19 protein-coding genes and 2 pseudogenes are annotated in these 20,478 nt (G+C 42.2%); 14 read left to right on the forward strand and 7 right to left on the reverse strand.

Annotation, left to right across the window (positions count from 1 at the left end; translation table 11 throughout):
- Nucleotides 1-11: 11 nt before the first annotated feature.
- Nucleotides 12-1,001, forward strand: a complete 990-nt coding sequence (locus tag PAV_RS03565; protein WP_005543591.1) for a glycoside hydrolase family 130 protein — start codon at nucleotides 12-14, stop codon at nucleotides 999-1,001.
- 177 nt (nucleotides 1,002-1,178) lie between these two features.
- Here the strand turns inward: PAV_RS03565 and PAV_RS03570 are convergent.
- The 3 genes and pseudogenes from PAV_RS03570 to PAV_RS03580 all read right to left on the reverse strand — a co-directional run bounded on the left by PAV_RS03570 (nucleotide 1,179) and on the right by PAV_RS03580 (nucleotide 4,864).
- Nucleotides 1,179-3,124: pseudogene (locus PAV_RS03570) on the reverse strand (ABC transporter permease).
- Nucleotides 3,096-3,869: an ABC transporter ATP-binding protein gene (locus tag PAV_RS03575; protein ID WP_005543593.1), complete on the reverse strand. Its 774-nt coding sequence runs from the start codon at nucleotides 3,867-3,869 to the stop codon at nucleotides 3,096-3,098. The pseudogene PAV_RS03570 and the gene PAV_RS03575 overlap by 29 nt, the downstream one beginning before the upstream one ends.
- Before the next feature lie 32 nt (nucleotides 3,870-3,901).
- Nucleotides 3,902-4,864 (reverse strand): D-alanyl-D-alanine carboxypeptidase family protein, encoded by a 963-nt coding sequence (locus PAV_RS03580; protein WP_005543595.1) that lies wholly within the window; start codon nucleotides 4,862-4,864, stop codon nucleotides 3,902-3,904.
- 244 nt (nucleotides 4,865-5,108) lie between these two features.
- Here PAV_RS03580 and PAV_RS03585 point away from each other — a divergent pair, with 244 nt between their 5' ends.
- From PAV_RS03585 to PAV_RS03600, 5 genes are all read left to right on the forward strand, one after another.
- Nucleotides 5,109-5,348 carry a hypothetical protein gene (locus PAV_RS03585; RefSeq protein WP_005543597.1) on the forward strand — a complete coding sequence of 80 codons (240 nt, stop codon included), beginning with the start codon at nucleotides 5,109-5,111 and terminating at the stop codon, nucleotides 5,346-5,348.
- Nucleotides 5,349-5,693: 345 nt separating this feature from the next.
- Complete coding sequence (locus PAV_RS33125; protein ID WP_238555733.1) at nucleotides 5,694-5,822, forward strand: aspartyl-phosphate phosphatase Spo0E family protein; 129 nt, start codon at nucleotides 5,694-5,696, stop codon at nucleotides 5,820-5,822.
- A gap of 173 nt (nucleotides 5,823-5,995) precedes the next feature.
- The gene (locus PAV_RS03590; RefSeq protein WP_005543599.1) at nucleotides 5,996-7,444 is read left to right on the forward strand and encodes a helix-turn-helix transcriptional regulator; all 1,449 of its coding nucleotides are present in this window, start codon (nucleotides 5,996-5,998) and stop codon (nucleotides 7,442-7,444) included.
- Between the two features lie 268 nt (nucleotides 7,445-7,712).
- Nucleotides 7,713-8,342: a hypothetical protein gene (locus tag PAV_RS03595; RefSeq protein WP_005543600.1), complete on the forward strand. Its 630-nt coding sequence runs from the start codon at nucleotides 7,713-7,715 to the stop codon at nucleotides 8,340-8,342.
- A 49-nt stretch (nucleotides 8,343-8,391) separates the two neighbouring features.
- On the forward strand, nucleotides 8,392-9,129 hold the full coding sequence (locus tag PAV_RS03600) for a hypothetical protein (RefSeq protein WP_005543601.1): 738 nt from the start codon (nucleotides 8,392-8,394) through the stop codon (nucleotides 9,127-9,129).
- Between the two features lie 102 nt (nucleotides 9,130-9,231).
- On the opposite strand, the pseudogene PAV_RS37475 reads toward PAV_RS03600, so the two are convergent.
- Nucleotides 9,232-9,435: pseudogene (locus tag PAV_RS37475) on the reverse strand (hypothetical protein); the annotation flags it as partial.
- Between the two features lie 49 nt (nucleotides 9,436-9,484).
- On the opposite strand from PAV_RS37475, the gene PAV_RS03605 reads away from it, so the two are divergent.
- The 6 genes from PAV_RS03605 (at nucleotide 9,485) to PAV_RS03630 (ending at nucleotide 14,143) form a co-directional block, all read left to right on the forward strand.
- Nucleotides 9,485-10,039 carry an SMI1/KNR4 family protein gene (locus tag PAV_RS03605; protein WP_005543602.1) on the forward strand — a complete coding sequence of 185 codons (555 nt, stop codon included), beginning with the start codon at nucleotides 9,485-9,487 and terminating at the stop codon, nucleotides 10,037-10,039.
- Nucleotides 10,040-10,427: 388 nt separating this feature from the next.
- Nucleotides 10,428-10,973, forward strand: a complete 546-nt coding sequence (locus PAV_RS03610; RefSeq protein ID WP_005543604.1) for a hypothetical protein — start codon at nucleotides 10,428-10,430, stop codon at nucleotides 10,971-10,973.
- A 351-nt stretch (nucleotides 10,974-11,324) separates the two neighbouring features.
- Nucleotides 11,325-12,026 (forward strand): PTS sugar transporter subunit IIB, encoded by a 702-nt coding sequence (locus PAV_RS32105; protein ID WP_005543606.1) that lies wholly within the window; start codon nucleotides 11,325-11,327, stop codon nucleotides 12,024-12,026.
- A gap of 2 nt (nucleotides 12,027-12,028) precedes the next feature.
- Nucleotides 12,029-12,292, forward strand: coding sequence for a hypothetical protein (locus PAV_RS03620; protein WP_005543608.1), 264 nt, complete (start codon nucleotides 12,029-12,031; stop codon nucleotides 12,290-12,292).
- A 745-nt stretch (nucleotides 12,293-13,037) separates the two neighbouring features.
- Nucleotides 13,038-13,838: a hypothetical protein gene (locus PAV_RS03625; protein ID WP_005543610.1), complete on the forward strand. Its 801-nt coding sequence runs from the start codon at nucleotides 13,038-13,040 to the stop codon at nucleotides 13,836-13,838.
- 65 nt (nucleotides 13,839-13,903) lie between these two features.
- Complete coding sequence (locus tag PAV_RS03630; RefSeq protein ID WP_005543612.1) at nucleotides 13,904-14,143, forward strand: hypothetical protein; 240 nt, start codon at nucleotides 13,904-13,906, stop codon at nucleotides 14,141-14,143.
- Nucleotides 14,144-14,637: 494 nt separating this feature from the next.
- Here the strand turns inward: PAV_RS03630 and PAV_RS03635 are convergent, their stop codons facing one another.
- From PAV_RS03635 to PAV_RS03645, 3 genes are all read right to left on the reverse strand, one after another.
- Nucleotides 14,638-15,762: a sensor histidine kinase gene (locus PAV_RS03635; RefSeq protein WP_005543613.1), complete on the reverse strand. Its 1,125-nt coding sequence runs from the start codon at nucleotides 15,760-15,762 to the stop codon at nucleotides 14,638-14,640.
- Nucleotides 15,743-16,447 carry a response regulator transcription factor gene (locus PAV_RS03640; protein ID WP_268594209.1) on the reverse strand — a complete coding sequence of 235 codons (705 nt, stop codon included), beginning with the start codon at nucleotides 16,445-16,447 and terminating at the stop codon, nucleotides 15,743-15,745. The genes PAV_RS03635 and PAV_RS03640 overlap by 20 nt, the downstream gene beginning before the upstream one ends.
- A gap of 104 nt (nucleotides 16,448-16,551) precedes the next feature.
- On the reverse strand, nucleotides 16,552-17,427 hold the full coding sequence (locus tag PAV_RS03645) for a LysR family transcriptional regulator (protein WP_005543615.1): 876 nt from the start codon (nucleotides 17,425-17,427) through the stop codon (nucleotides 16,552-16,554).
- A 111-nt stretch (nucleotides 17,428-17,538) separates the two neighbouring features.
- Here PAV_RS03645 and PAV_RS03650 point away from each other — a divergent pair, with 111 nt between their 5' ends.
- Together PAV_RS03650 and PAV_RS03655 are read left to right on the forward strand one after the other, a co-directional pair.
- The gene (locus PAV_RS03650) at nucleotides 17,539-18,651 is read left to right on the forward strand and encodes a citrate synthase/methylcitrate synthase (RefSeq protein ID WP_005543616.1); all 1,113 of its coding nucleotides are present in this window, start codon (nucleotides 17,539-17,541) and stop codon (nucleotides 18,649-18,651) included.
- A gap of 535 nt (nucleotides 18,652-19,186) precedes the next feature.
- Nucleotides 19,187-20,452 carry a Glu/Leu/Phe/Val family dehydrogenase gene (locus tag PAV_RS03655; RefSeq protein WP_005543617.1) on the forward strand — a complete coding sequence of 422 codons (1,266 nt, stop codon included), beginning with the start codon at nucleotides 19,187-19,189 and terminating at the stop codon, nucleotides 20,450-20,452.
- Nucleotides 20,453-20,478: the final 26 nt, after the last annotated feature.

The raw sequence follows: 20,478 nt of genomic DNA on the forward strand, positions 1-20,478 counted from the left end.
AGGTTTGCATCATGAGCCAAATTAAGATCATCGGTCCAGATATCCCGAACATGCCTTGGGAAGAACGCCCTGAAGGACATCGTGACGTATTGTGGCGCTACAGCCAGAACCCAGTAATTCCACGCGATTTGCTGCCGAACTCCAACAGTATCTTCAATAGTGCTGTCGTTCCATTCGAAGGCGGATTCGCTGGCGTATTCCGCTGCGACGATCGCAACCGCTACATGCGCTTGCATGCAGGTTTCAGTAAAGACGGCATCAACTGGGACATCAATCATGAGCCGCTCACATTCGAATGTGACGATCCGGAAATCGGCAACTTTATTGAAGGCTACGACCCACGCGTATGCTGGATCGAAGACCGCTTCTATGTAACTTGGTGCAACATCTACCACGGCCCAACAATCGGCGTGGCATACACATATGACTTCAAAACATTCCATCAGCTTGAAAATGCATTCTTGCCTTACAACCGCAACGGCGTAATGTTCCCGCGCAAAATTAACGGTAACTATGCAATGGTAAGCCGTCCGTCCGATACAGGCCACACACCGTTCGGCGACATCTTCTATAGTGAAAGCCCAGATATGGAATTCTGGGGCCGTCACCGCCACGTAATGGCTCCAATGGGCGGCTGGCAAAGCAAGAAAGTTGGCGCAGGCCCAATTCCAATCGAAACAAGCGAAGGATGGCTCATGATTTACCATGGCGTACTGAACTCCTGCAACGGATTCGTTTACGCATTCGGTGCAGCTATTCTCGACTTGGATGAGCCTTGGAAAGTAAAATACCGCAGTGAACCTTACTTGCTGCAACCTTCCACATTGTACGAGTGCGTAGGCGACGTGCCTAACGTTGCATTCCCTTGCGCATCACTTGTGGATGCGGCAACAGGGCGCATCGCAATTTACTATGGCGCGGCTGATACCGTTACTGCACTTGCTTTCGGTTATGTCGATGAGATTGTTGACTTCGTGAAGAACAATTCTCGTGTAAAATAAGTTATATTGTTAGCGAAGACTGCTGAAGGGCAGCCATACTTTACTAGTGCTCTTCCTTTCTTTGCAACCCCAAATACCTATGATAAAAATCCCCTTGCATCCAATCGCGCTAAGCGATTGTGCAAGGGGATTTTGCTTCATTTTTTTGCTTCATTTTCTCATTATTTGCACATCTGCTCACACCATTGCTCCGCGCAGTTGCTTCACATAGCGCCAGCGAATGACGAGGAAGTATATGATTTGAACGATAGAGAAGCAAATGAGCACTTTCATCGTGCTCTCCCCTACCGAGAAACCAACTAGCTGCTGCAGCGCAGCAAAGGCCACCCCGCTATGCACAATTGCAATGATAAGAGGCAAAAAGAACATGACCAGCAATTGACGAGTAACGACGCGGTTCAGTTCCCTGCGAGTCAATCCCATCTTGGACAGCATCTCAGTCTGCTGCTGATCTCTATTGCGATCCGTATACAGACGGAAATACAAGAAGCTTGCTGCAAATGTAAAGAACACAACGCCAATAAGCACACTCACCAGCAGCAACAATCCGTTCGCCTGCTTGGCTGCTACCCATTGCGGATACAGCGCCCTGAACTGAAACTTCTGCTCCTCGCCATGCTGTCCTTCTTGGCCAGCATGAAGCTGCTTCATTAATTGTTCAGTTGCATCGCCTAGCTTGTTCCAATGCTCCATGGCAAATCCATAGACTGTATAAGAACCTAGACCCGACTGATCCTGATCTGGAATCTGCTCATAGGCGTCATCGGTTACTACAGCGAGCTGTATAATTCCATAATCCTGCGGCAGCACTTGATAAGGTACAGCCTTCATAATTTGAAAAGCAAATCGAGCATGCCCCTCGTTTAACTGTATGACTTCTTGAAGTTCTTCCTTATTGTAGATTCGTTCCCCCATGACCGAAGTAGGCACAAGGAACGCTTCATTGTCGCCAGCCAACTCCTCCTTCTCATAGCCAAGCGCGGAGGCAAGCTTGTTATAATCCGACAGCTTCATTACCGTTACAACATCACTGGCATTTTTCAATGCTGCTGCCCCTACACGATATGACAGCTTCGAATGATCAAGCTTCTGTTGAATAGCCGCTATATGCTCCTTCTCCTGCTTATTCCCTGAGTACGAATAATACGTAAATGCATATGGGTTTGTCATTTCGGCTAAGCCCTGATTGCCAATCGCCGTACACGTTCCAATGGCAGTAAACGCCACTGCAGAAATAACAGCAACAATGAAGAATAACCGCGAGTTATCCTTTAACCGATACCCAAGCTCAGAGAGCGTCAAGAGATTCGTCTTATGAAAATAGAGCCGCTCTCTGCGCTTCAGCATGCGCAGTGCATATACTGCAAGCTGCGTGAACAAAAATAGGTTCCCGTTACGGTCAGCACCACTCCCGACAGAAGCTGCAGGAAGGAATAGCTGACACCTGTCGCAAAGGAAAATACCGCAGCATATCCTGCTCCAATCAGCAATATCCCAAGCAGCGACAGCCACACCGATGCCTTAGGCTCCGGCTTCGGCTTGTCCGACCCTTTGAGCAAATCAATCAGCCGGTTGATTCGAACCATTCGAGTTGTCACGACGGAAATAATCAGGAAGAGAACAAAGAAGGCAATACCAGTGATCACAATCGCTTTCCAGGGTATATAGAACGCCAAGCCTTCATTTATCGCCAGCAGTTCTGAAATTGCAGATAAGATCAGCTTTGAGAAAATAACGCCGAGCAGAACACCCGCTATAATAGAACCGCAGCCGATCAGCATATTTTCCATGAAAACCAGCTTGCGGAACTGATTTGGCGACATTCCATGTATGATCAGGATCCCGAATTCCTTGTTCCTTGTCTTTAAAAATGAACCCACCGAATATAAGATGAAGAAAAACGAAAATACGACGAGCAGCACCTGCGATACACGCAGCCCCATCATCCCAAGCATACTTAGCGTCTCACTTGATGAGCGGATATTGCCGTCCAATTCAGGATGGAACAGGAGCAGAGAATAGGTAAAGAACATAAGTACAGAAAAGGAGCTGCTCCAAAAATGTGCCGCGTACATCCGCTTGTTGCGAGCGATATTATGAAAGGCTAGTTGCGAGAATGTCATTCGGGTTACCTCCAATCACAGACAGCACATCCATAATGCTGCGCATGAACATAGATCGACTGCCTCTCCGAGTTATTTCATGATGCAAACGACCATCCTTAATGAAGATAACGCGATCACAATAGCTTGCTGCCATCGTGTCATGCGTCACGAGCAGCATCGTCGTTCCCTCTTCCTTGTTCAGCGTATACATCGTATCCATCACATCACGTGATGATTTCGAGTCGAGATTCCCCGTCGGCTCATCCGCAAGCAGCAGCTTCGGCTGGTGAATAATTGCACGGGCGATTGCTGCACGTTGAGCTTGGCCGCCAGAAATCTCGTAGATGCGCTTATTCAGCAATGCGGTGATTCCCAGTCTTTCCGCCAACGCTTGAGACTTGCGGTGCAATTGTTCTACGCCCACGCCATCCAGGGTCAAGGGGAGCACAATGTTTTCCTTCACGGTCAACGTATTTAATAGATTAAAAGACTGGAACACAAAACCCAGCTCACGTCGGCGGAACAGCGCCAGCTTCTCCGGTGATAATTGAAATGGATTATTGCCCTGAATCAAAACCTCTCCCGATGTCGGCGCATCAATCGTTGCAATCATATTCATCAATGTCGTCTTTCCGCTCCCGGAGGGCCCCATAATCCCAACAAATTCCCCCTCCTCAATCGCAAGATTGATCGTGGACAATGCCTGATAAGATACCTTTCCTTCGTATGTCTTACTAAGATTTTTTACTTCTACCATAGCCATCTTATATTCAACTCCTATAAACGAGATTCATTTCATCCTGCATATTGGGCAAATCCATAATCGAGAAGCTCTCTTGCATCCGTCCAGACACTGTTCGAGCCAGAATGCAGCACAACCGTAATAATTCGGTGCCCCTCTCGCTCAGCAGCAGAGACCAAGCAATATCCAGCCTCGTCAGTAAAGCCTGTCTTAATGCCTGTCGAGCCTTCGTAATAATATTCACTACCCTGCTGCAGAAGTCGATTCCGATTCGTATACGACTTCATCAACTCTTCCATATCCGAGTTGACCAGCTTCACATCTGCTGATGTTTGACCGACAATGCTGCGGAACAATTTGCTCTTCATAGCCTCCTTCGCAATTACGGCCAAGTCATGCGCTGAGCTGTAGTGATTTGCATGGTGGAGTCCATGCGGATTCATGAAATGCGTGTTGCGAAGATCAAGCTCCTCCGCCCGCTCATTCATACGCTGAACGAACACGCGGATAGCTTCCTCCTCCTGTAAAGAGGGATTCGATTGAAGCTGACGCCCTAACTGAACAGCAATTGTTCTTGCCGCATCATTTCCAGAAGGCAGCATCATCGCCTCCAGCAAGTCCCTCCATGACAATAGCTCTCCAAGGCGCAGCCCTGCTGAACTCTCCCCAGGATTTGCGAGCAGCACTTCTTTCCCTACCGTTACTTGCTCATTCATGTCGGCCATCTCAATGGCCAGCAGTGCAGTCATTATTTTCGTCGTACTTGCCGGTTCCAGTCGCTGATTATCATTCATTCCATACAGTACTTCGCCCGTATCTTGATTCATCACGACAGCAGCATGAGCATCAAGCGTTCCTGAAGCCAGAACGTTCTGCCCAGTCACGGTATGCACACCATCTGCCACAAGCTTATTTATCCTATGTTTGATTTGCCCAGAATAAGGCTGCATCGCGAACCATATGCCTGCAGCTGCAATACATCCAACGAGCATCCATTTTTTCATATTTAATTTCACATGTATCCATCCTTATCTTGTTGTCACGCACTCACATCTCTTTATGCGATATAGCTATAAGATAAAGGAATGGATTTAATAATGTGCTAAGTTGAGATGAAGATTCATGAATGAAAGATGAAGAAAATATGAAGTTGAAGCTGGCACATCCAGACTAGACTTTAGTAGGGGGCATTATTCGAACAGAACCTTTATAATGGAGTTATGGTTGTGAAAAATGTAACTTAATGAGGAGGTATGCCTTGTGAAACGCAACATCTTAGCCGCTGTTCTCATCTTAGGAGGAAGCCTCTTGCTTGGCAATACGGTATACGAGGGACTTGCAGATGCAGGAGAATCGAATTCCCGCACAGTACCGGATCGCGGCATGCACGATTTGAACGATTCTCGCATGCCGCATATGCAGCGTGCACACATGCAGGGTTCCATGGATGGTTCGCATATGGATATGCGGGCATTTAATAAATCGGACAATTGCCAGTAATATATATGGTGTCTTTGAAGAAGGGGCTGTACCACAAGTCATTACACTTATGGTACAGCCCTTCCTATTTCGCCAAACCGATATCCGCTGGCAAAATGATAGGCTATTGGTTTTCTCCCTTTTGAGAGAACCTGCTAAATTTTTTTAAGTATGAAATTGTTGCGAAATAAACCAGAAATAAGTCGAATTTACCAACTCCATCTATAATCAAGCTTAATATGAAATTTATGGATGAGGTGTGAAAATGATCCGAAGATACTTGGGCGCCGCTGCTCTTGAGCCTTTTTATTTTGTCTACGACAAATCGACCTGTTTAATTAAAAAATTGAGATGACCCGACAGAAAATGATAAAAGCTGCAAACGAAAAAGAGAGTTTTACGGACGAAGCTGTTGTACGGCTGAGTCAAGAGTTGGACTACTACCTTTTGGAATATCAGAAATGCAAATTGCGCAAACAAAGCAAGGCTGTGTAAAGCTGCCTATATACCACATCCCTTGTCGTCCCCTAATTGATCATTTCTTTAAGAGGGATTGTAGATAACAATCTTATTGGATATGCGAGGGGTAAATGATAATTTATGTAATATCAATACCGCAGAATGTTTACATGATTTTTACGATATAGTAAAATATAGGATACGAACTGTTGAAGGACGGTGAAGAAGTGAGTACCGTTGCTGCGAAGCCAAAAAGCTTGGGGGAGCTCATACAGTACCATCGGCTAAACAAAAACATAAGCTTATCAAAGCTGCAGGAAGCGGTCGGTCTGGATAAGGGCAGCTTGTCGAGAATTGAAAGAGGAGAAGTCAAACGCCCGGATTTTCATATCCTATTATCCATTGCTGCTGCATTAGATATTCCCCATCATGACATCGTAGAACTGTACATCGAGATTGGCCATAAATCCGAAGTGATCTTCTCTATTTTCCAGCATGAATTGGCGACACTTGAGCATCCGTTGCTCATATGCAAAATAGCTGCCAAGTTTCTTGAATCGCCAAGCGAAGACAGCTACGATCTGGTAGAGAAATTGTATCGAACCATCGAATCCATCGAAAATTCCGCCATTCAATTATCTTTGTATCATCTCATCATCGATTACTCACGATCCCACGGAATTATGCCCTATATTGCCAAGGGATTGTATCGAAAATATATGATTGAACGAAATGATTTCAGCAGACTGAAAGAAACGTATCAATCAGGGAAAAATGTGTTGGACTATGTTAATTTTTTGAGTGATAAAGAAAAAATATTGCTGTATTATGGTTTGAGTGTTCATGCATATAGTCTAATAGATTATGAGGATGCTATAAGATTTGGGGAATATGTTGTTAAGAATGGGACTGGGGAGAGTCAAGCAAATGCAACACATAATGTTTGCAATGCTTATTACCATCTGGGGGATTTTGTCGCTTGCCGGTCATACCTAGAAAAATATAGTCAATATCCTTATCCTTTTGTTGCTGATAATGTTTGTCTAATGAATGGCTATATTAATGGAAAAACGGGGAACATTGAATTAGCAATTTCACAGTTTAATGCATACTTAACGAACCCGTCCTCATACAACCTGATACATGCAGTAACTGAGTTGTTTCATCTTTACCTTTCTATACACGACTTTGTTTCAGCAGAAGATCTCTTAAAATATGAAGATTCAATGTTGGAAAGCATAAATAATGAGTATACGACTCCATTTAAAAGGTCGAGATTAGCTTATTTTTATTTGCTTAAAGGAATTATGATGTTTAATACACGACGATGCGAGGAAGCTTTTAATTGTTTTATTGAAAGCACATGTGAATATATGGATATTGGAGTGCACGATAAAGCACTAGTAAGTTTGTTGCATATTCAGCAATCCGTAATAGATAATAATCCCCTTCCAAAATCCGAACTTGTCCAAAAAATTAACTCGTTGCATGAACAATTATGTAAGAAAGCTTCAAGAGACCCCGACCTTGTCAGTAAGATGGTGGCTGCGTTAAGCTGGGCTAGGATTGAAATACCAGATTGGTTGATGACAATGTCAATGACTATGTCAACAAGCGGTATTACAATTCAAGAACTTCCAGGCTTTCGCGCAAAGTAATCTGGGACAACTGTATATTTTAGTAGATATATAACTTACCGTATTAAACGCCAGACATGGCGTTTTTTTATATTATTGTACCCCAAATCGTTGCATAATATTTGTAAATAAGTCTATTATACCAACTCCATCTATAATCAAATGTGAGAAGAAAAAAATGCGAGATTAAACATTGCTTGTACTCTAATTCGTTTTTTAGCAATTAAATGTTGGAGTATTAAGTTTACATTACAGAAATCACCTACTATAAGTTAGGAGGTTTACTTGAATGTGTGATCAAATTATATACCGCCGTTACATGGAGTCTTTGCAATACTACATCGGAATAAGTGATTTGACTTCGGATAGAAAGCAGTCGCTTTATCGATATGTTGAATCTGTTATTGAGAAAAAAATTAATTCTGACAGTCCCCCGCATAATATCCGTTTGTTTCTAATGGATCTAGGAAATCCCAAGAAGCTTGTAGATGAAGAATTAAAGAAACAAAATGCACAACCTTCTGGCGCCTTTCTTGGTAAATGGAAACGTGGAATCGGGTTTATGCCCCTTATTTTAACGGTTAGTTGGACATTCAACGATGATTTATACAGGCAAATGTCAGTATGGAAGTTCGAATCTTCTATCTGGTTATTTTTCATCATTCTTATATTACTGCTTGCAGGAACTATTATATCTTTTTACAAATATCGCTATGATCAGTTGTTTAGTAGAGAAGTATATATCATTAATTTTATGGTTTATCTCCCAGCATCTTTGCTCTTCTGCCACATGATATTACATCGTTTTTCTGTTGTTGCATTGTCCATTCCAATTCTACTAATTGCTTTTACTTCAATATTTGCATATATTTTGCATCGTAATTATTCCTCTCTAATCAAGCGATTGTTTAAAAAATGAGCCGTATTTTTGTTGATTGTCAACAATTAAAATAAAGGTGGGATAAACTATGTTACAAAGAATCGCATCTATTGTTATTATTTTCACATTGTTTCTGAGCACTCTCCCTTCTGCATATGCTGATAAGGAAACAGCTCTACAGACATCGAATAATGGATGTGGGTGTAGCACGAAACTTTCCAAAGATTCGTTAGAAGCCGTAAAGCAAACAACAAAATTGAATCATATTCAAATTTTATCTCCTGTCGAGTCACTTGTTTTTTTTGAAAAACATATTAAGAACAATGAGACCTTTAGAACTTTTACCTCAAAGCAACATGTCAATATTGAAAATACACAAGAGATTAAAGTAATTCAAACTGAGAAGAAAGGTTTAATCAACTACACATTCAGCATACCAACGTCTAACAAAAATACAGAGATAAGCGGTAAAACAAATGAACAAGGAAAAATAGAAGAGATGCAATATGTCAAACTTGAAGACGTAAACATAGATGATTCCGAAAATATCAAGTTTCGTATTATTGATTTACAAGACAAAACTTCGGAGATCTCATTAAAGGAACTAACCTCACTTAAAATCGAAGTGGCAAACAAATTTGGACTAATTAATGATGATGAAATGTCTACAGCTGATGTTAACTGGAAGAAATTAGCCTGTTCATTAACCGGCTCGTTAGCTTGCCCGACTGCTTGCCTTGTTTTTGTTGAATTGCCGCCAGTTATGGCAGCTTGTAATATTGGATGCAAAGGTGCATGGCAAGCAGGTCTTTGTTCAAAAGCTTAAATAATTTATTGTAGGTTTCAGTCAGCAAAAATACGGAAATATTCCTGCGGTTAACGCAGGTTTTTTCATGGATAGATTTAAAGCTAAGTGCGAGTTATCTGGTCAAGTCCATAATTGTGTGTAAGTTCTCGCAAGCAAAATTCGTTCTATCCTAAATGCAACGACCTTAGAAGAGGTCTTTGCATGCGCTTTATGCCATTCTAAATCATCCGTTATATCCAATTACTCGCAACGATTCCTCGTTTAACATTCTTGGCAGTTCGTTGTAAGCAAACCGCTACGATACTTCTCTGGAATCGACAGCACCGTTAGAAAAGGAACTGCTCAAAATTACATACAGGAGTGGTTGAACGTCTTGAAAACTATCAAAACATTATTGCAATCTTTCGAAGATTATTCAAGTAAATTTACGAATCAGGAATTATACACCTTTACAGAGGGCGGAACCGAACCGAGTTTAATAAAATGGAATCCTTCCGTTTCAGAAGATGAACTGAATCAATTCATCAAAAAAAATGGATGGTACTTCCCTTCTGACTTAAGGGAGTTTTACCTTCTTCACAATGGAGGCGTTTTGTTCCAACATCCATATTACGGTGGAGGAATAAATATTTACACTTTAGAGGACATACAAGGCATAAGCGACGATTCCAAGAAACTACCCAAGCATTGGTATCCTATTGCCAGGACAGACCTCACAACAGGGGATATATGCATTGATTCTGAAAGATGTCGCTCGGGGCAGTATCCATACATGTTTTTTCTAGGCAGCATAGATCAACTTGACGAGGCAATTCCAATACACACCGACTTTACCACGTGGCTAACCAGACTGTTTATCTGCCAAGGTGAAGAATATTGGGTATGGGATTATGAAGACAAGTTAACGTTTAAGTCTTTAAATAATTAAAGATTATAGTCAAATTTATAAAAAAAGACGCTTCCATCCTCAAAAATATAGTCGGTTTGGAGGCGTCTTTACACTTTGGAGTGAACATAATTTGAAAAACGATTAAAACGTTGCTGCAATCGTATGAAGACTATTCAAAAACATACCCGAATCAAGAGATATATGATGACCGATTGACATTTAAATAGGTGTAAATCCAAGCAATATCCCTACATGTTTTATCTGGGCGGTATAGATCCGATTCCTGAGATGGGACGCTAGAGAACTCCTGGATAGCTTGCTTGGCAGCTAGCAAAAGGTCAGTTTTGTTAAAAAATAAGGCCACAATAGAGTTAACACAAATATCTCTAGTGTGTCCTTTTACTATTTGGTGAAGGTGGAACCAGAAATGATCTATTTGCTTTTTGTTCTAGTTATCTTTATCGGTTTCTTACATCTTGTAAATTACGTTGTCAGTCGCGAGGACAACGACCCCAAGCCGCCTTTTAAAGTAAAGCTGTGGCTCGTTCCGGTATTGGCACTTCTATTACTCACAATCGTTTCATTGTTGGCTGGATTATTCACAGTATTATTAACCGGAATAGGAGCATTGAACCAAACACTTTCATTTCCAAATCGTTATGCCGCATTTACGGTATCGATGTACATCATCCTCTTGTTTCTGCTCGTGGAATCGTTTATACATCCGTTTATATATGCGGTATTATATGCCTTCTTTAAAAAACAGCCTACTCGAATGATGAGTCTCATTGTCAATGTGATTGGAGATACGTTAATTATTTACTTTGTCTTTAACATTTTCCCGTATGTATCCATTTCAGGGTTGGATACGGCTTTTTATATCTCCGTTCTCCTCTCCATTCTTGGTCAAATATGCATCGGGTTTGAGTACTGGATTAAGAAATATATGAGTAAGAAAAGGAAGGGCGATTAACGAGGACATTTGCTAATCCGGTTGTATCTATTCCACTTACTCCTCTATACCGCAAATTGCATTGCGAATAAGAAACTAAATGCAACGCAAACTTATTCTATTCGATTACTCTGACGGTTGTCTTAATTTAATTTGCACTATAAACATTCTTGTGGAATAAGCTTCTTTACTTTATTGCTACATAGTACTCCACTACTTTTCCATTCGTGTATTATCTATTCCAATTCTGCTAATTGCTTTCACTTCAATCTTCGCATATGTCTTGCATCGGAATTATTCCTCTCTGATTAAACGATTGTTTAAAAATTGAACCGTATTTTTGTTAATTGTTAAGATATGGAGGGTGAAATATTGGGAAACAAGATGTTTAAGCACAAAAATAAAATTCTTATTACCTTGTCTATTGTTTTAGTGTTTGGCCTTTCCTATTATTTCTTTATGTTCAATTCATATCATGGAGTAGTAAACGCACAGTCATTGTATATAGGGGCAGATAACGCGAGTGATTTGGTTGATATGTCGGATTTAATTATTGTTGGTACGCCAATTGAAGAATTCGATGAGAGAGAACATAAAGTTACATACTTTTATACAAGTGCAATTCAAGATTTTTATACGATCACTGAGATGAAAGTTGAGCAAGTCCTTAAAGGGAATTGGGATGAAAGCACCCTTCCTGTCATTGAGCCGATATCCTACATCCAAAGTATTGATGGGAAAAGAAAATTGACATCTAACGATTACACTGAAATGGAGAAGGGAAAGAAGTATCTTGTTGTGCTCAGCAAAAACACACAAGGGAATTACAGTGTTATCAATATGGAAAATGGCAAGTTTGAGCTGGATGAAAATAACATCAACTATCATGAGTTAAATCCGGAAAATAACGAACATGTTAAAATTAGAGATGAATTATTTGAAATGTTTAATTACGTGTTAGCTGCTTACAAAAAGCAAAAAGACCCCGAAAAGGGACTCTGTTTGAAAGATAATAGCAGGGCGGCGTATCCTAATCTCTGGATGATACTACATGTTAAGGGAGATGAAAAATAGCTATGGTAAAAAAAGATAGGAACGTAACAGGTATTGTATTGGCCGTAATTTACTGTTTTGTCCTTTTTGAGATTTTAATTGATGCCCCTCCTGGTGAAGCTCCAAATCATCCACTATGGGTATACTCAATGATTCCACTTGGAGCTGTCGTAATTACCTCTCTCTTTGATTATGTAATCAAGTTCGATTTGTTCGATTTCTTCAAAAAAGAAATAGAAAAATGGAATGGAATCAAGGAGACTAAAACAGCTATACCTACAAGATAAGGAAATCTTCATTTACACAAAATTCTTGACGCTACCGGTGGAACCGGTTTATTAGCTATTTGCTGTTTGTCATAATTATTTTTATTGGTTTTTTACATCTTATAAATTATATAGTTAGCCGTGATGACAACGACCCTAAGCCGCCCTTTAAAGTGAATCTGAGGCTCGTTCCGGTATTGGCGCTTCTTACAATCATATCGTTGCTTGCCGGTTTATTTGCTGTATTATTAACCGGCATTGAAGCATTGTATTGGTGGTAATAACTCTATGTCTAATTTAATTCATCTGCCTAGAGCGCTTCATCAAAGTGGAACAGGCTGATTCAACAAATATTAATTAGTTTATTACCCTATCCTTTGGGTCATATTTTTTTTGCAAAATTTTTTAAATTTTAATTAGAGATAAAGATGAAGCTTTTACAACTGGAGCGACCCAGCAATCAACTGAGATAGAAGAATTAATAGCTGTTTTTTTGCTCCCATTGATTATCGCATATTTTATATCCCCTAGTCTTATTTATATTCCACCATCTTTTAAACTTAAATCCCAAAATATGTCTTTCAATCCACTAAATTAAAAGTTATAATAGCTATGTTCCAAAATAAAGCTGAAGGTAATTTATAGAATTGATGATTATTTGGTATTAGTGTATATAATTGGCGCCAACACTTAATACATAAATAAGAATCACAACTATTCCAATCGTACAAGAATTATCTTCTAGCAAATTGAAGGAGATGTTTTTTTGAAAAAGATATTAAGTTCTGTAATCGCTCTCACTATGACTTTTACATTGACTACTTCTGCTTTTGCTTCACCTGATGAGACAAATATTAAGCCAATTGACAATCAAGTACAGTCCACTACGGTAGACATTTATACTGATAACGATGTTCCATTGGGTAAAATGACAACTACGCTAGTATATGAGAGAGAGCAAAAGGGAGACTCGGTAGAGGTAACAATAACTACGAATAAGCACTATGAACTTAATGAAGGGTTCCAAAATGACCCAGTTTACAACAATTTTTTCAATGATTCCTCAAGTACAACGACTATTGAGGTGACCGATGAAAAAGAATACTTTGTTGATGGTGAAAAATTGTCTGACGCAGAACTGAATCAATCATTCAACGGTTTTGAGAAAAGAATGGCTTATGCTAACGATTCAGGTGGTGTTCCTAAACTAGGTCATTACTATAGTTCTGATGGAACTACCAACTATTATTTCGCTACATATTCGGGCATGACTATGGGCGGAGATGCAGATGGTAGTCATGTCTCCAAATATACAACACGGACTAATTCATACTTTAGTCAAGCTGCAAATACCTTGGATATTCTTTATGGAGATCACCAATCATATCTTTGGGCAAAAGTGCAGATTAGTGCTGCGGTAGTGGCATTCCCGTTCACTTTGGCAAGCGTTATAGGTGCTATCGCAGATGGAGGCGCTATCGCAATATCAGCAGCACAGCTTTATTCTGCTTACAAAGACTGTAACTCAGACCTGAGTAAAGCCTATAACTTAGTTAGCCAAATGTAATATAATTATTATATAATGAACCTCATTAATATGGGGTTCATTATTTTTAGGGAGGAGCTGAGATTGTGACAGTTGTTTTATCAATCGCTTTTATTATTTATAGCCTTTTTATTGCAGGTTCAATGATTTACAGAATAAGAAACAAAACATTCGATACAAACGTAAAAGAAATGGCTATAGCATTTGCATGTATATCAATACTGTCGTTAAATTTAAAAATAGATATCATCATTAAGGCAATCGCTTTAGGTGTAGTATTTATATTATTTTGTTACGGTTCAACAATAAAAAAAATGAAGTTCTAATTTGGTTCTACTGGTATGAAACACCGGTGTAGCTTTTTTGCCAGGGTCCAACCCTATCCTAACTTCCAGCATTTAACCAGGGGTTATTTGACCTTTTTCTTTTCTGACTACCAAGAAAGGGCACTGGGGCTATTATTTATACATACGAAAAGGAACAAATAGAACAATATGCATGACAGAACTCTCATTCAATTAGGTGGAAGTTGAACCAATGTTACAAACGACCCGCACACGCTCCTTATAGACGATTGGATAATAAATCGGATACTCTTCCTGAAACCCGTATTTCATGAATTTAGGTTGATTGATTTTTTTGGGGTAATCGATATATAGTTCGAAATAGTCTCCAATTCATCCAAAACAATCTTAGGAGGAGACGTAACACTGCACATGCAGCAGATTCATTCTTCATCATGTACAGTATTCGTCCCAGCCAGACATTTTTCGCCAGTATATTGTGCATTTCATAAAACATGTCTTATCGGATCATCCTATCAGACGGCCCCTTCATGTCTCTCTGGAGGTGTCGAACAGCATGGCAGCTCCACGACAAAGTAAGTGCCTTCCTGATTGCTTATCGCTTCAATTGTGCCTCCATGCAGCTCCACGATCGTCTTGGAGATGGCAAGACCTAATCCAGAGCCGCCGGAATGTTCCGATCTTGATTTCTCCACGCGATAAAAGCGATCGAAGATGTGCGGCAAATCATGAGTAGGAATAGGCTCCCCGCTATTGTGCACAGAGATCATAATCCGTTGCCCCCGCTTGCGAAGGAATATTCCCACTTCGGATCCACGCGGCGCATATCGCATTGCATTCGTTAGCAGGTTGTCGAACACCCGCACCAGCTTGTCCGGATCCGCCTCGATCCAGTACTGATCCTCATCACTATGCATGGAGATGGTCAGACCCTCCTGCTCCATCGGATAGCGATAGTGTACACACAACTGGCCTGCCATCTCTACAATATTGAGCGGTCTCGTATGCAGCGTCATTCCACCGTTCATGCGGGTATATTCGAATAGGTCATTGATCATAACATGTAAACGTTGAGCCTTCTCATAAGCAATATTTGTATAATGCCGCAGCTCCACTTCATCCCTGTATCGATCCTGCTCAACCAAGCCTAAATACCCCATAATAGAGGTTAAGGGTGTACGAAGATCGTGGGACACACTGGTAACGAGTTCATTTTTGGTGCGCTCTGCAAGGCGCTCTTCTTCTAATGACAGCTTAATCTGCTCGGCCATTCGATTAATGTTATCAGCAAGCCTGCCAATTTCATCATCCGAGGCAACGGTGCAGCGGGCATCAAGATTGCCATCAGCCATACGCTGTACGGTTGCCGTAATTTGCTCCATACTTTTGATCAGTCTGCGATTCAATAAGAAATAGATGCCGACGAACAGGGCAAGCCCGACTACGATCAGCGGTCCAACAACCCCAAACAGCCTTTCTAAGAACCGAAACAGATCGTTAAGCAGCTCGATATGAAAGTAACTATACACAAATAGGGCAAAGCCTAGTAACAGGTATGCAGTTATAGATGCTAATATTATGCTAAACATAAATGTGAACAGCATCTTCCACCGAATACTTCTATACCATGGTGTCTTCAATCTTATACCCTACTCCCCATACGGTCTGAATAAGCTTGCCCCCGCTGGATTCCAGCTTGTCCCTAAGCTTGCTAATATGAACCGCCACCGTATTGTGCGATCCATTAAAGTCTTCCTTCCATACTCGTTCGTACAATTCTTCCGCACTGAATACCCTGCCCGGATGACTCGCCATTAAATAGAGAATGTCGAATTCCACACTTGTTAGATGGATCGGCTGCCCATCCACCTTCACGGAATGCGTCGCTTTGTTAATGTCCATCGCCTGAATGCGAATCACATCCAATGGCTGCGCTTGGGATTGAAGCTGTGAATTCAATAAATAAGCACGGCGAAGAAGCGATTTCACACGCGCAACCATTTCAAGCGGATTGAACGGTTTCGTCATATAATCATCCGCCCCGGTCATAAGGCCCATGATTTTATCCATATCCTCAGATTTCGCACTGAGCATCATGACCGGCGTCGCTTTCTGCTCGCGAATTTTACGACACACAGCCAAACCATCCAGCTTCGGCATCATGACGTCAAGGATGACGAGATCAATCGATTCCTGCTCAAGCACCTCCAGTGCCTCCAAACCATTGAAAGCCTTAATTGTATGATAGCCTTCATTTTTTAAATAAATATCGATTAAGCCTGCGATCTCCTTATCGTCATCCACAATTAATATATTGGTCACAATCGGTGTCCTCCCCGTTCCCTGTCACTCCACTATTCTTGGCACTAGCATACCGTTAATGACGACTCTGTTCAAATCCATATTAGTAAAGTCAGGCTCATGCCCACTTATATAAATCCCCGGAAAAACTCTAAAAAGCGACGACCCTCCGTTACATCATGCTTCATAATGGCATATGTTCTTGCTGTTGGCAGCACCAATTCCGGGCAATCCACCTGAAGCAATCGGCCTTCCGTTCGTTCACGGCGAATTGTAATTTCAGGCAAGAAGGAAATGCCCAACCCTTCTTCGATAAACCGCTTCGTCACATGAACTTGGGTAACCAGCATAGTGCGAATATATCGATACCTCGTTTGAAGCTCCTGCATCAACGGTTCCCAATATTCCGGATGATTATAAGTAAGCAGCATATGCGTCGCCAGCAAATCGCCTAAATGAAGAGGGGCAGCACTTTCCGCATCATACCCATCGTGAGGTGCGACCAGCACCACCTCATCTTCCCCCAATATATCGCAGGTAAGCCGTGCATCGCTTGCCCATAGGCGGGACAGGCCAAGATCCACCTGATCCTGCAGCACTGCATCGGCAATCTGCTTCGATTCCAGCACTTGAACTTGAACTTCCACGTCAGGATTGGCGCTTACATAGCGATTCAGCACATGGGGAATGAGATAAGCCGCTACGAGCGGAGATACCGCAAGATTCAATCTCCGGGAATAGCCCTGCTTGAGGCGATGCAGTTCCTGCAATCCTTCCTCATGTACAGACAACAGATGCTTCGCATGCGGAAGAAATCGGCGTCCCTCCTCTGTCAGCTCTACTCTACGCCCAACCCGCTTGAACAAGCGCGAACCCAAATATTGCTCGAGCTGCTTAATCTGGATCGTGACTGTCGGCTGAGAGATGAATAATTCCTCTGAGGTGCGGCGGAAATTTTCATGCGCAGCTGCATGCACAAACGTTTGAATCCACTTCAAATCCATTGTAATCAGCTCCCATTGATTAGGATTCCCTATCAAACCAATAAAAACGTTTCAATATTTTTAATCAAATGCCATGTATATAATAATACATAATAAAGGAGGAGGGAAATGATGGTTGACAAGGGATTAAAGGGTGTTGTTGCTGCGGAAACCGAATTGAGCTTCATTGACGGAAATGCCGGTATATTGCTATATCGTGGTTATGATGCAAAAGAGCTTGCTATTCGACATTCCTTCGAGGAAGTGGCTTACTTGCTCTGGTACGGCTCTCTGCCGAACTCAGCAGAATTGCAATCCTTCAAGGCAGCCTGGGTACGCTGCAGACAGCTTCCTGAGCCTGTCATCCAATGCTTGAATCAGCTTCCTTCAGACATGAACTTGATGAGCCAGCTGCGCACCGCAGTATCTGTACTAGGAACGACAGTATACGAAGGCGCTCCACACGTCGAGCAAGCGATGGCGCTAACAGCGGTAATGCCTGCCATTATCGCGAATCTATATCGCAAGAAGAATGGACTGCCCGTCTGGGAGTCGATTCCGTCTAACAGTTCTTTGAGCCATGCGGCTCATTATTTATATTTACTTACCGGTGAGGTTCCATCCGATATTCATGCCAGTGCTCTAGAAACGTACATGATCCTTACGATGGAGCATGGACTGAATGCCTCTACCTTCACTGCACGCGTCATTACCTCCACGGAGTCGGATATGGTTTCCGCATTAACAGGAGCGCTCGGCGCAATGAAGGGGTCGCTTCATGGCGGAGCACCATCCGGTGTAACCGAAATGCTAGAGCAAATCGGAACTGCTGATTGCGCGGAAGACTGGCTGCGCGGACAATTGGAGCAGCATCGTCTGTTGATGGGATTCGGACACCGAATTTACCGGACACGCGATCCACGAGCAGAGGCATTGAAGATGCGCATTGCACAGATGGAGGAAAGTGATCACTGGCTGGATCTGGCCCAATCCGTTGAGGACACTGCCGTACGATTGCTCGATGAATATAAGCCGGGCCGGAAACTATATGCGAATGTTGAATTTTATGCAGCAGCCATTATGCGTGCTATCGGCTTGCCTAGTGAACTGTTCACACCAACCTTCTCGGCCAGCCGCACGGTTGGCTGGACTGCCCATATGATTGAGCAGGCAAAGGATAATGTCATCTACCGTCCTGACGCCAAGTATATCGGTTCTTTTCCTGCTACCGAATACGTATCCTAACGAAAAGAATATACGAGGCGCCGCTTCTGTCGGATTCGAATTACCGACAAGCAGGCGCCTCTTTTTTCATACAAAAAAGCCGTATTTCACCAAAAGACGAACAATTACAAATTTGGACTATCTTCATTCGTATCCCCCAAAACTACAACTCCCCTCTGCCCCCATGGTTGAATTAACCAGTGTAACTTTTTAGACTTGGTCAGATTGTACTCTTGGAATAGACAAAACAACATATATTTTTCTATTCACCATCCTTATAATTCATGGGTTTATGAGCAAAATACTTATGAATATACACAGTATATGTACACTCATAAAGGACACAAAAATGACGGGGAATTGTTAAATTTTTTCTATAAAAAGGTTTTATGACCATAAAAGATTATATTAATGTAATAAATTTTATCACCCTGTGTAAAATCTTCTTTTACGGAAACGGTCGTATTTGCGACAATTCGTATTTCAAAAAGCGCACATTGTCAGTATAATGTGTGAAAAGTGTTCCTATATTGCAGAGAGGTTAGGTGGAAGTCCTATGGAAACCATACAACGCGAACAAACAGAAGTACTTAACCCATATGAAATCGTTAAGAGGCAAATTGATACTGCTGCTGCTAAATTGCAATTGCCGGAGCATGTAACAGAACTGCTGAAAAGACCAAAGCGTGTTCTGTCGGTCAGCTTTCCGGTTCGAATGGATGATGGCTCCGTTCGTATCTTTGAAGGCTATCGCTCGCAGCATAACGATGCAGTAGGACCAACAAAGGGCGGCATTCGCTTCCATCCGGATGTAACAATTGACGAGGTAAAAGCACTTTCCATGTGGATGACATTCAAGTGCGGCGTTGTTGGCTTGCCATACGGCGGCGGCAAGGGCGGCGTTATTGTTGACCCACGCACATTGAGCAAAGGCGAGCTTGAGCGTCTAAGCCGCGCATTCATGGAGGCAATTGCCGACATCGTAGGCCCAGAGCGCGATATTCCAGCTCCAGACGTATATACAACACCACAAATTATGGGCTGGATGATGGATACATTCAGCCGCTTGCGCGGACACAACTCCCCAGGAGTCATTACAGGCAAGCCAATTATTATTGGCGGCTCCCAAGGTCGGAACGCAGCAACTGCACAAGGTTGCGTATACGCGATCCAATCCGCATTGGAAGATATTAAGCTGCCAATCGAAAAAGCAAAGGTAGCCGTTCAGGGCTTCGGTAACGCTGGACGTATTGCAGCTCGCTTGCTTACAGATCTGGGCGCGACTGTTGTCGCAGTCAGCGATTCCCGCGGCGGTGTTTATGATGCAAATGGCCTTGATTTGGATCGAGTAGAGCAGTTGAAGGACGAAGCAACAATCCTGGACTACGGCGCAAGCTACCATATCAGCAATGAGCAGTTGCTTGAACTGGACGTTGATATCTTAATTCCGGCTGCATTGGAAAATGTCATTACGCAGGAAAACGCACCGCGCGTTAAGGCACGCATCATTGCAGAAGCCGCAAATGGCCCAACAACACCTGAAGCGGATGCAATCCTGAATAAAAATGGAACGATTGTTATCCCTGACATCCTGGCGAATGCCGGCGGCGTAACCGTATCGTACTTCGAATGGGTACAAAACCTGATGAACTACTACTGGAGTGAGGAAGAAGTTCTTGAGAAGCTTCAAGTGAATATGGTGAAATCGTATAATGCTGTTCGCGATTTGGCAAAAGAGTACGGTACAGATCTTCGTACGGCTGCTTATATGATTTCGCTTCAGCGCGTTACTGAAGCTATGCGCGCAAGAGGCTGGGTATAAGCAATTTAGCCACAGACAGCCTAATG

The organism is Paenibacillus alvei DSM 29, assembly GCF_000293805.1.
Classification (GTDB): domain Bacteria; phylum Bacillota; class Bacilli; order Paenibacillales; family Paenibacillaceae; genus Paenibacillus_B; species Paenibacillus_B alvei.